2 protein-coding genes are annotated in these 13,800 nt (G+C 55.9%); both read left to right on the forward strand.

Translation table 11 applies throughout. The features are described 5' to 3' along the window. The first annotated feature begins 538 nt into the window (after positions 1–538). Positions 539–5,959 (forward strand): hypothetical protein, encoded by a 5,421-nt coding sequence (locus FE784_RS31045; RefSeq protein ID WP_139606154.1) that lies wholly within the window; start codon positions 539–541, stop codon positions 5,957–5,959. A gap of 112 nt (positions 5,960–6,071) precedes the next feature. Further along, a complete protein-coding gene (locus FE784_RS31050) occupies positions 6,072–13,772 on the forward strand; it encodes an S-layer homology domain-containing protein (protein WP_139606155.1) in 7,701 nt (2,566 codons plus the stop codon). Positions 13,773–13,800 lie beyond the last annotated feature (28 nt).

Genomic DNA, 13,800 nt, shown 5'->3' on the forward strand with positions numbered 1-13,800 from the left:
AATATAACGGAACAAGCTTCCGCTATTTCGATCTCTCCGGGTGAAAAGGGGAGTGAACGGCGGGATAAAGGAACTGGCTTCGTTATTGTGCGGTCTGCGCTGCTTGGCGGTCCCATAACATACGCCAGTTCCGCTAATTGACGGATAGGCGGTTCGCGCGAGCGCCGGCAAATGCGGCAAGCCTTCACTTAGCATGAGAGGTATGTCTTTCTGTATGCGAATGATGCTGTCGTAGTTTTTTTCGAATGCATGCTTATCGAATCAAATAAAATCGACAAAAAAATCGAATTTCACAATAAAAATCGACTTATTTTTTGGTTTTGGAATTTAAAATATGAGCATTTTTGCCCCCATTCGCCAAAATGTTTAGAAAGTGTTTAGAGCCGATCCTTATAATGGAGGGATGCAGGGCGTACCAGGACATAAGCGCTAAAGGGGGCTTTTTACGTGTCGATTCGATGGCTCGTTTATGCCTGAATCACGAATGGATTCATGCATCCAAAGTACTAGTTTACGACTTTAGGAGGGAGCTTGCTTCGTGATTAAGAACAGAATTATATCCAAATGGATAGCCGTCAGTTTAATCATGTGTTTGATCGTATCGCTGCTGCCCGTGTGGGAAAGCAAGACGGCTTATGCGGCAAGCGACGAGACGATTTTGCTGGACGGTACAAAAATCGGCAATGCGACCGTAGCGGCGGATAATGCGTTTCGGAACTTTAATGTAAGCGGTGGCGGTTTTGCGAGCTCTGCAGGGTTTGTGCAGACGGAGCAGGACCGACATGCTACGATTTATGCCGACGGAACAGTGACAGGTTCCGATGAAGTGAATGTATGGTTCGAGATACGTGTGAAAGACAACCCTCTGCTGAAAACGATCGCGGAAAGCGGGGATGCAGAGGTTGTGGTTGGTTGGGAGTTGTTGGGGTTTGATGAAAGCTGCTTTTTGTTCATTTGCTCTGATTCCTATTCAAAGGCTGAGTTTTATGTTGACGGAACTCTTGTGCTCGGAGCCAATACTGACCACACTCAAGGTGAAATCGGATATACCGAACATACGGCAAAAATAACAGCCAATTCTGTAATTCGCATTTTCGCTGAACTGGAAGATGAGGACGTTACTATTAACGGCCTGTTCATCAAATTCCAAGACAAGATACGCCCCGAGTTGACAGGCTATACGTTTACGGGAGACGGAGTGAAAAGGACCAACAAAAAAGGCGAGCCCGAGCTGTACGCCAAGCAAGGGGAGAAAATTTCGCTTACTTACAACTTCAGCGAGGCGGTCCGACCGTTCGGACTGAACTCCGGCTACAACGATCATTTTCTTCGCCATCCGTTTTTCACGAATCCGCCCGGAGACGGGCTGCCCACGCAAGGTCTGGAGCAATTTTTGATCAATACGACTTATACGGCTGCCGATTTCGCCGGACAACCTCTCCATTTTCCGCTCCATAAGGACATCAATTATACATACACGGCATCCAAATACCATCACAGCGGCAATCTTCCTGTAAAGCCGCGGATGAGGCCGTCCGACGCTTTGGAGGGCATGAATCGCGGACCGCTCGATACGAGCATGGAAGAGAAGCTGCAAAGCGCGGATTTTATCGACGCGGCGGGGAACCGGATCAAGCCGATCTCTTTGCCGGTCAAGGGAAGCAATGACAGTTTGACGGAAGTTAGGGGCAAACAAATCAATCCTTTCGATTATGAGAGTAAAGGCTACCGCGTTATCGTCGATGCCGTTGCGCCGAAATATTCCAAGGTCGGCAACGGGATTCAGCCGGAAGTCGTCACCGGGGCTACGGTGAACGATCTGGACGTGATGGATTTTACAGTGCAGTTCTCCGAGGATGTGGTCCCAAGAGACGACCGCGACAACAATCCATATAATTCGGCCCAGATGTACCTTCTCTTCAACAACGGCATGAGAGCCTATTACTATAGTCAGGAGAATAACGACAATCTCGGCTATATCACGAAAAACGTACGTTTTCGCATGGTTATTCCCGACGGAGTGATCGTGGAAGCGCCTCTATTGAAAGTGCTGGCTCTGACGCACGACCGGAAAGACGCCCAATATCCGGCGGACAGCCAGTTTTTGGCCAAGGACAAGGACGTCATCCAGGATTATGCCGGCAATTTGTTGATACAGCCCGCCAACTACGAGGGAGTGCACGTCGATGGGGACAGCTCGAACGTCAACTCGAAGATCGACTGGGCCAGATTTTCGGTAGACAATACGAAACCGCTTATCAACTTCCACTATGAAAGCGATGGCGCCACCGATGCGGTATACAAGAAGCGCGGCAAAATAACGATCGATGTCAACGATCCGCCGGTGCCGGTGCCCGTAATCGATCCCGATTATAATGCGGCCACGAATTTCGAGCGGCCGAGCCGGGGCATTTACCGCCCTTCGAATATGACCGGTCCGTCTTCGCCTGCGGTAGGGCTCGTATACTACGCCTGGACGCGGAGCAGTCAAGACCCGCTCTCCGGTAAGGAGGAAGACAATTACGCGGCGATCAAGCGCTTCTCGCTGACGGCGAAGCAGCCGAGAGAGGATTTGTATCCGCAAGATACCGGCTTAGCCAATTTGAATTTGAACGTCGTCAACAACAAGACGAATATGATCGCGCCGCCGGCCGAAGCGTTCACCGCGGATGGCAGCGGGACTTGGTACTTGCATACGTGGTCGGCCGACATGACGTGGGACACGGCTCGGGAGCTGATGCAGTACAAGAAGACGAAGTCGTTCGCCTCCGATTTTCCGGACCGATACCATGCATGGATAAACGAGGCTGCGGGCTCGGAAGCCGACAAAATCACTTATGCAGACAGCAAGGTAGTCGCGGCGGTAGCCCAATACGACGATTTCGAAATATGGAAAGAAACGGACTTCAAGAAAAATAAGGATTCCAACTGGAAGTACGGGGTCGCCTCCTTGCTGCTCGACAACAAAGGACCGACGATCTCGATGACGGGGCTGTCTAACGACCGATCCGCCAATGTGGAGGTTACGGCGACCATCTCGGACGAGCACAGCGGTCTCAAGGAAGCTTATTACCAATGGGCAAGAAAAGGCGCAACGCCCGAAGAGATACAGTGGAAGCCGGTCGTCCTGAACGGCGGCCAGTTCGCGAGCGGCACGAGGAACGAGGTAGCCGAGGACGGGGAATATGTGCTGCATATTAAGGCGACGGATATGCTGGGCAACGCGTCGAGTCTGGCGAGCGAGCCGGCCACCGTGGATTCGAAAGCGACGGTGAAAGGCGCCTTCGTGAAAGGAACCGACGGCGTATACGCGCAAAGCCACGACGTTCTGTTTTATTTAAACCGGCCCGAGACGCTGACGGTCAACGCGGTTACTTATTCCGTCTATACTCCGTCCGTATCGATGTCGACGTACGGCATGATGCCGATGCTCGCCGCTATTCCGTACCAAGTAAGCTACGCATTCAGCCATAGCTCGGTTCGTCCGGAAGGCAGCTCCTTCTATACGCCGCTGAATGGAACGGCGGCGAGCGCGGGCGGTTACGAGTACGTAATTCCGGCCAACAAAGCGTTGAACGGAACGCAATATTTGCATGTAACGGTGAAGGAAGCGGCCGCCGATCGCTACTATTATTTCAACCAGGCTTATTATTTCGACAATCAGCCTCCTGCAGTAGAATTCTCCACGGAGGAGGACCTGTACACGAGAAGCAAGCAATCCGTCAGCTTCGCGGCGAGCGATACGCTGAATTCGGTCGTCGCGCGCAAGTACCAGTGGGTGAAAAAGGGTGACGCGGCTCCGGATGCAAGCTCCGTATCATGGACGGAATTGAAGGATGGCGAAACGGCTTCTTCCGTCGATTCCGCCAATCTGGCTCCGGGAGAAACGCAAGACTATAAGCTATACATGTATGCCCGCGACAAAGCAGGCAACGAAACGATAGTATCCACAACGGGTTATTTCAGAGTATCGAAGCCCATCGTTCAGCCTCCGGCCAATGCCAGATCCGATCTGCTCTACGTATTCGGCGACCAGGCGGACGGATTCACGGCGGTCGTACAGCTTAGCCTGGACGTTCTCGACAAGACCGGCTACGAATACTCCGTATCGCCGGACTATGGAAAGAGCTGGCTGAGATGGCGTTCGTATACGAACTTCGTAGCCGTGCAGGTGCCTTCCGCGAGCGTACAAAACGGTCAAATCCAAGTCCGCTACAAAACGGGACCGCAGGCCGACGGCAGCGAAGGGACGATCGGGGAAGCGAAGCCGCTGGATATCGGTTCCGTATCCGGGACCGAGCCGGTCTATGCGCTGTCGACGCTCAGCACGGATCGGCCCGTTACGCCGACGACCGGCGTGGATATCGATATTTCCACCCCGCTCGGCATCAAGGTCGTGCCTTCGGCCGTAAATCCTTCGGTGCCCGTGCGGACCGGGAACCGGTTCCATGTCGGCCAGAACGGCTACTATTCGTTCGATCTGACGGATGCGGCGAATCCCGACCGCAAGGCGACGCTCTACGCGGTCGTCAGCAACATCGATACGACGCCTCCGACGGGAACCATCGAGAAAGTATTGGGCGGCGACAAGACTGCCGGCAATGTGACCGTAAAGCTGAAGCCGTCGGAGCCCGTGCGCATTACCAATAATAATGGAAGCAATACGTACACGTTCAAGGAAAACGGCACCTTCACGTTCGAGTTTCTGGACGAGGCCGGCAACAGCGGCACGGCCGAAGCGTCGGTAAATACGATTGACCGGGAAGGGCCGAAAGTGAAAATCGCCCGCTCGTATACGAAGGCCGACGGTACGGAGTATACGCGTATCGGCGTCGGGAACGCGGAACTGATCGAGGGCGTCAGGCTGACGGTCGAGAAAATTACGGCGACTGACGACGAGTTCATCGTTCCCGCCGGCATGCCTACAACGATTTATATGACTGCGAACGGTGTCGCCGAGTTTACGGCATATGACGAGCTGAACAATATGACAATCGTCAAAGAAACGGTGAGCAACATCGTCGGTACGGCTCCGCAAGCGTCTGAGGTAGAGTATACGCTGGTGGACGACGAAGGGAATGCCTTGCCGGAGAGCGCCAAAGTGATCGTGAACGGTCAGGCGTATGCCAAAGGCAAGATGAAGGTCGAGATCCGCGGACAAACTTCGGCTCCGAACCGCGTATTCCTCGGAACGGCTCCTTACCGGCCCGATCCGGGCGTCGAGGAATATCCGAACCAGATCAGCTCGGCGGACGGGAGCTTCGTCACCTCGCGGCTGTTCACGGCGGACGGTACGCTCTCGATTGCGATATCCGATCTGCTGGGCAATGTGAACCGGATTCCGGTGACGGTCAAAGGACTGGACAACAAGGCGCCGGAGCTGACGCTGAATGCGGCGACGATCGGAGTAGCCCGGAACAAGCCCGATTTTGATTTCCGCAAAGATCTGGGAGGGTATATGGTTCGGGATAACGTATCGTCGCCGGAGCACATTCAGGTGTCGATCGGCGGGTTGGATCTTACACGGCTCGGGCGTCAAACCGTCACCTATACGGCGGTGGATCAGGTCGGCAATGCGGCCACGGCCACCCAAGAGGTCGTAGTTGTCGGCGGAGACGGCATGCTGATCTTCGGCAACGACATGCTGATCTCGGCTGCAAGCGCGGAGACGGCGATTTTCGAAAGCAATAAGGTAGGCTTCAAAATAACGGGCTTCAACCTGATGGAAGTGTCCGGTCAAAAGCTGACCAACGAATCGGGCACTTACGATTTGTACTATTACTCCGGTCTGTTCCGCGAGGGGCAGATGAAAACGATCGCGACGAAGCTGACCTATCAGGAACTGGTAAGCGGCAATTACGAGGTGATCTTCCCGAAAACAGGCTGGTACACCCTTATCGTACGGAATCAGGAGCGGGAGCGCGAGTATGCGACCTTCTTCATAAGCAAGACGGAGTAAGGAATCGATAAATACGAAAATGCTTCTAAGCTGCTGACAGGGACCCCCGCGACAGGAGGGGGTTCCCTCTACCATCCGTACGCGCAGGCTTTATTCAGAAGGAGGCTCTCACGTGAAGCTGTTTAAAAGAACGCTTGTGTCGGTCCTGGCTTTATTGCTGTTGCTCGGTACGTTGACCCAAGCGACGACGGCGTTGGCCGCCGTTGTTTCGCAGCCGCAGACGACGGTGCTCGAAAACAAATACATTAAAATTACGGTAAACAACAGTACGGGCCGCTTCGGTATCCGCACGGCGGACGGCCAGCCGATCCGCAAAAAAGACGACAATGTCAATATGCTGTTCCGCGGAGATGACCCGGATACGTCGTTCACCAGTTTCCGGATCGACGGGACGGACTACATATTCGGCAATCCGTACAAATTCGGAGCGGAGTTTTTCTCCGAGATTACCCCGCCGGTCATCGTCGAGAACAGCAACGGCACGAAGCAGATCGAGACGATATGGACGATCAAGGGCGTGGCCATCAAGCAAATCTTGATGCTGTATCCCGATCCGCAGGACAAGCTGAACGCCGGCAACGTCAACATCCGGTACGAGGTGCTGAACAACAGCGGCGCCAAAGTCGAGCTGGGGACGAGGATTATGCTCGATACGCAGATCGGCAGCAATGACGGCCCGGAATTCCAGATCGGCAACATATACAAGGCTCCGCTGCTCGTGGAGCGCAAGCTGGTGCACGATCCGGAGAACAACCCGAACATTTCCGAGGAGGATCGCGCGTTTTACAAGCTGCCTCCTTACTGGGTCATGAGAGACAAGCTGGATTTGACCAATCCGCTCGCAACTAATGTAGTGGCCTACGGCTTCAATAATTTTGCCGAAGCCAATATCAATATTGTCGACGAAATGATCGTCGGCCACTGGAACGGTCTGTCCAATACGAAATGGGACTATACGCCGAACGGCAATCTGGACTTTACGCGGGATACGAACGATTACGGGTCGGCCGACTCCGCGGTCGCATTCTACTGGCAGCCGAAGGCGATCGAAGACAAGAAAGTTCAGACGTTCGAGACGGTTTACGGACTCGGCGAAATTATCGAGCCGGATAAAGTGTTCTCGATCCGGTACATAGACCCGCCGCTGCAGTTGGCCACGAATGCGGACGCAAGCGCATACGACAATGAAGGTATTTTTACGATTACGGCCGAGCTCGAGAACTTGGCGATGTTCAATATGGAGCATACGAACATGACCGCCTCGCTGGAGCTGGAGAGCGGACTCAGCTTCGTGAAGCTGGACGATCAAGGCAAAATCGTCAGGGACGTCTCGACCGGCAAAGTCGTGACGGAATCGTACCGCAGCAAAGAGATGGTATATCGGAAGCAAGCGACGCCGGAGGAAGCGGCGAACGGCATCGAGCCGAAATACAAACCGGGCGACACCGAGACGATTTCGTTTATGGTCCAAGCGAAAGGCAAGCCGTGGCCGACAACCCGGCAATATATGTTGACCGTCAAGAGTCCCGAAACGGTAAAGAAAATCGAGGGCATTCAGGACGAAGGACTGAAAGCGCAATACGAATCGGTCAAATCCAACTTCATCCTCCTTCCGGCCGTAGGTCAAGCGACTCCGACTTATGTGTACGGACTCGCTCCGAAGGAGACATACAGCACCGACGTGAAGTATTTGACCGTCAATATTACGAATATTGAAGCTTACAATACGGGCAACGAGCTGATGGCGCCCAATTTCGACCTGTATTTGAAAGAAAAAGTCAGCGGCAAAAGGTACAAAGTATCCGTCAAGGATTCCGTCATCCTGCAGCCGGCCGACGACGGCTTCTCGGGCGACATGCGCATCACGTACAGGGGCGGTGAACGGGTAGACGCCAAGGGCAACGTGCTCGAAGCCGGACTCGGAGCGGAGCTTCCGCTCGGCGAGTACCAGGTGGAGATCGACTTCAAGGGCGATACGGGCGGCGACGAGGAAATCGCGGCCATGTACGATATTACTACGAAACAAACGTTCAAGGTGACCAACAATCAGGAAGCGCGCGTCCGCGAAGCAAGCCTGATGGCGGTTTACAAGCAATATGCGGACTTGAGCGGGGTCACTTCCTCGGTCGGCGGGGAGTTTCTGAAGGAAATCAACAAGGCGTTCCCGGAGCAGCCTTTCCAGAGCGGCGCGCTGTTCAAGGATGCGGTGGACTCATACAAAACTATCAAAATGCTGGTAGCGGCCGGCAGCAAAGCGTTGGACCCGAAGTTCGACACGGTTCGATATTTGGAGGAGGAATCTCTGAAGAAGGTCCCGGTCTACCAATACCGGTTGTTTGCTTCGGAAAAAGAATACGAGCAGTTTTTCGAGCAAAAAAACGCAAACAGAGAGCCGATCTACGAGAAGCTTGTCGATATTCGCGGAATGATCAAAGAGGTCGGCACCGGCGATCAGAAGCAGGTGATCGTCGATACGAAGACCGAGCCCGCCCTCATTAACGAGGCGGTTGCCTACAAAGGCAAAGATATGGTGTTCGTACGCGGCAAGCTTGACATTTTCGATATACCGAAAAAAATTAGCGGCTATGCCAATATTCCTTTTTTCAATACGTTGTTCGTAAAGGGCGAAGGGACGCTTAGCGTAGCGAACAGCGGCTTCGTCTTCCATTCCGGCGAATGGACGCTCGATTTCTTCAACGGCTTCGAGAAAAAGCTGGCTCCGAGCCTGATTCTGAAGCCGGAGGACGAAATCGAGGTGTTTCCGGACAATCACAGCAATCCGGAGGACACGAGCTTAAACGGCACGCTGAGCTGGGCGACGGGCGCGCTCGGCGACCGGTTGAATCCGCTGCGTCAGCTGATGCTGACCCACGTCTACTTCAACAAGCATAGCCTGTTTGCCGCGCCGGGCTTTATGGTCGGCGGCTTCGGCTTTACGTTCAACGACTTTATTTTGCGGCCGGGCGGCATCTCGTTCGGGGGCAAAGTGTCGATGAAGATTGTCGACGGCGAGGTTCGCAACGTCGTCTTCAACGACAAAGGCTTCGTCGGCGTGGATGCGCAGCTGCGCTTCGATCTGGGCAAGGATCTCGGCTTGTTCGAATCGAAGAAGAAGGAGAAGAAGGAAGGCGAGAGCAGCGCAAGCGGAAAAATTACGGTAGTCCACTACGTGCAGCAAGTGGACGATAAAATCGCCAACAAATACGGCATCGCGTTCAAGGCGGATGTGAAGGGCAAATTCGAGGTTCAAGCGGAGCTTGCCTTCAAGCAGGTGAAGGACGGCAGGGTGCTGCCGGACGTCGTGGCGTTCGGAACGACGCTGGGCAAGCCGGGCGTGCTCATTACGGGCGCCACCTACTTGACGGCCGTCCGCGGCGCGGTCCGCGAGCTGGCGGATACGATCGCCGGAGGAACGGCCGACGATCCGTTCCCGCTGGTCATCCAGGCCGGTGTGGATGTTACATTCGGGGTGCCGCCAGTGTACTTGCTGGGCAAAGTCGATATGACGGTGAAGCGGACAGGGCTTGCCATACTCGGCAAGCTGGACTACTCCTACAGCCCGGACGGCAGCAACAAGATCGATCTGATCACCAAAGCGCTGCTGGAAGCCCAGTGGGTTACGCCTTGGTTCGTAAGAGTGGAAGCCGAGGTCGATATCGGCGGCTGGGGAGTTATTGTGGGGAAAGCCGGCATCTTCGTCGGCCAAAACCTGGAGAAGCACCGGACGGACTTCGAGGGTTACATCGGAGCGCGTCTGCAAATTCCGGAAAGCGTCCCGGTCGTCGGGGGCATGCCGCTTGCGAGCGTATTTCTCGGACTGAACAACGATAAGATATGGGGCAGCGTCGGCATTTTGTTCATATCCCTCGGCATTACGTATTACTGGGGCGGCGGCGTCGAATTCGGCACCTCGCAGGCGGATATGCCGGAAGGCTTTGCCCATTTGCTGATCGAGGATCCGGAGAAAGGCTCGCAGCTGCTGGTCATCGGGGCGGGAATGAGCACGGTCGCCACTTCATGGCTCGATTCCGAGAAGGGCAGCCATGGGATCGTGTACCGCGACATCGCCGAAGGCGTCAAGCTGATGGACAACAGCGCGATGGAAGCGGGAATCGGCGGCATTCATGTAAAAGAAGGCGGCCGCGTTCACGAAGTGCCGATGGGCGGCATTTCGGGCAACGGCATCATCGAGATCGAATATGATCAAACGGAAATGCCGGCCTTCACGTTGAAGGACAGAAACGGCGTCCTGTATCCGGTAGTGTTCGACAATTCGAATACGAACCCGCAGGCCAACGCCTTTACGCAATTTATTCCGGCCGCCCAGTCGGCCACGAAGGCCGACGTGCGCAAAGCATTCGTCCTTATTCCGCAGGCGAAGGCGCTGGAGGGCGGAACTTGGACACTTACTTCGGCGAAGCCGGTCGCAACGCGACTGTTGAACGTGCCGACGGTGGCCGACCTGAAGAGCGCAAACGTGACGGGCAGCCAAACCGATCCGAACAAATTTACCGCATCGTGGCAGGTGGAACATGCGAAGTCGGGAGACACGGTCGACTTGTATTTGACCAAGGAGCCTGTTACTGCCGATAAAACGGTCGTAGGCGGCGGAGAAGTGCTGAACCCCGGCGACCCCGGAGTGCTCATTGCCAAGGAGGTTCCGGCAGATGCCGGAGGGCGCGTCGACGGTACGATCACCAGCGGGAAGCTGGACGTGGATGTGAGCCAGGTTTCGCTGATGGGCAAGGTGGAGGATTTGCGCGGATTGCTGCAGCAGGGCGACTATTACTTGCGGGCCGCTCTCAAATCTCCGGCATCGTTCAAAACCGTAACCTCTGCGGAAACATTCCGGATCGTCGATCCTCTGGCTCCCGGCGAAGCGACGGACGTGCGGATCGAGCCGGCCGGCAACGGCTACTTCAATCTTTCTTTCAAGCCTGCGGTCAAGAAGCCGGGCTTGGAGAACGCGGAGCACAGCTATTCTATCTCCGCGATGCAGCAGCAGGACGGCAAGCTGGCCAATTACGCGCATTTTGCCGAGCAGCTGTTTACGGAGGAGGAGCTTCGTCCGTACTGGAACGCGGCCAGCGGCCGGTATGAAGGCATCCATATCGGAGGATGGACCGAATTCTCCGATTCCAACGAAGTGAATACGGAGAGCTTGACGGGGCCGGTGCCAAATCAGGAAGAGAAGAAAACGTACCTGGGCCTGCAAACCGGACAGCATTACGTATTGGGCGTATCGTCCGCTACGAAGCCGGGCAAGGGGCTCGACCCGAACGACAATTATCATTTCGCGGGCAGAGCGGACAGCGCGAACACGCTCCTGCCGATACCGGCCGAGCCGAGACTTGGTTTGGTTTCGGGCCAATACCCGGATTATTTGGAGGTACTGACCAGTCAAACGAAGCAAACGATCCATCTTGTCGCGGATCAGCCGGATATCGAAGTCGAAGCGTTCCAGGACGGCAAATCGCTCGGGAAAACGGAGCTGACGAATAACGGCACGACGAGCGAAGGGGACTTGACCTTCGAGCAGTTCGCGACGGACGGCACGTTCGGCATCGAGCTGATGGCCCGCAACAAGCGGACGAAGGACAGAAAAGTGACGTTCCTGTACTTGAACGTCGATACGAGCGCGCCGATCCTGTATTTGGACGCTCCGGTTACCGGACAGCGGACGATTAACGGAGAGATAGGCGTGGCCGGGACGACGTCCAAGGACGCGAAGCTGACCGTCTATATCGATCGGGTGTCCGAAGGAACCGGCGTAAACGTTCCCGTAGCGGACAATGGCAAGTTTTCCGCCAAAATTCCGATTGCCGTCGACAGTCCGGAAGTACAGCTCCTGTTCGTCGCTCGCGACGGAGCGGGCAACGAGAATCGGGCGACGGTAGCCGTCACGAATAGCGGATTCAAAGTGCCGGCCGCTATCGTGCTGAAGCCGATCGGGACATTGAAGCCGGGCGAAACGGTCATCGTCGAGCCTGTCTTGAGAGTGCAGGAAGGCAAGACGGGGAACGGCAAGGCGGTCTTCGGCGAGGTGAAGATGACGCCGGAGCAGTCGCAGCGCGTCACTTACTCGGTCAGCACCGGCGAGGCCGTGACGATTGAAGAAATTCAGGTGCCGGATAACGGCAAGAGCAAAAAAGTGCTGCAGGTTACCGCGGGACCGGATACGGGCGCAAGTTTGATCCAAGCCCAGTACGCGATCGCGGCCGGCGGGGAAGCGGAACAACCGGCAGGCGATTCGGTCGTGCTGGACTCCATGCTCGTCGCCTCCGTCAAAGTGCCGGCTCCTGCCGCACTGGAGCGTTATACGGTAACGACCGAGGCGATATCGAACAATGCTTCCTCGACCAAAGTGAATGTGGGAGATACCGGGGAACCGTCCGGTTACCAAATCGTGTATAAAGTATTTGCAAATGCGACGCAAGCCGCCGCGCCCAAATTCGGAGAAGATCTGAGCGGCTGGGGCTTTCTGCCGCAAGACGGAATCGTAGCCGCCAAAGCGGGGAACGTTCTGGTCGTTGCCAAGAGAAGCTCGGCCAAGAAGGAAGCGGTCGGCGCATCCGCCGTCGTGAGCGCCAAAGTATGGAGCTCTGCCGGCGGCTTCGCGGGAGGGGGCGGAGGCGCGCTGCCGACAACGGCCAAAGATTCCGTCACCGTCAACGATCAGAAAATTTCGGCCGAGCGCAAAGGCGACAGCCTGACGGTCCATGTTACGGTCAAAGGCGGCGCCGATGCCGGCAAAGGCGACATTGTCGTCCGATCGGCGGACGCCACCGTCAAGGAGTTCGCGCTGCGCTTCGACAAGGAAGTGGCGCAGCAGGCGATCGCGAATAAGCGGAGCATCCGCATCGAGCTTCCACAGGCGATTCTGGTCATCCCGCCGGAGCTGCTCCAAGGCATGCAGCAGGATCTGGAAGTCAAGGTGCGTCCGAACGGAGCATCCTCGGTGCTCGCCATGCGGCAGCTGGCTGCCGATGCGAAGGGGATCTTGCTGGCGGACGGTCAAGGCGTCGAGATCGAGACGAACTTGCCGGAACAAAACCGTACCGTTTATTTGAAAACCAAAGTGCGGGTCCCCGGATCGATTCAAGCGGGCGATATCGACGCCGTTATTTTGCGCGGTCCCGGCGGGGAATGGACGACCGTTCCTTGGAAGCCGGAAACCGTTAACGGCGAGTCCTATATGGACGCGATGCTGACCGGCGACGGCAGCCTGGCGTTCCTGCACACCGCAGCGGCTTTCGGCGATGTAGCCGACGATTTCTGGGGCAAGCCCGGAATCGAGTCTGCGGCCGCGAAGCTGTTCATGCAAGGCAAAGGCGAGGGACAGTTCGATCCGGAGAGCAACATTACCCGGGCCGAATATCCGACCGTGCTGCTGCGGGTAGCCGGACTGATGAACAAATCGGCATCTTCGGAATTCATCGACGTTCCGTTCGACGCATGGTACAACCGCAGCGTATCGATCGCGGCCAAGCTCGGCATCGTGAACGGACTCGAGAACGGCGGCTTTGCGCCGCACGCCGCTCTGACGCGCGCCGAAGCGATGACGATGGTCGGTCGAGTGCTCTCCGCGCTCGGACTGAGCGGCGATATCCCGGACGACGAGGTCGATCGATTGCTAGGCGCCTTCGAAGACCGGCAGCTGATCCCGGATTGGGCGCGCAAGCAAACCGCGCTCAGCGTCAAGTACGGCATCATTCAAGGCGAAGGCTCGCACGTGAACCCGCAGGGACTTCTCACGAGAGCCCAGGCGGCGGCCATAGCGATCAGGCTGGATCGATGGATTACGGGAAATTGATCGTTTCATGACGGCAAGCATGCCCACA

Origin of the sequence: Paenibacillus hemerocallicola (assembly GCF_006265175.1) — a bacterium.
Taxonomy (GTDB): domain Bacteria; phylum Bacillota; class Bacilli; order Paenibacillales; family NBRC-103111; genus Paenibacillus_AB; species Paenibacillus_AB hemerocallicola.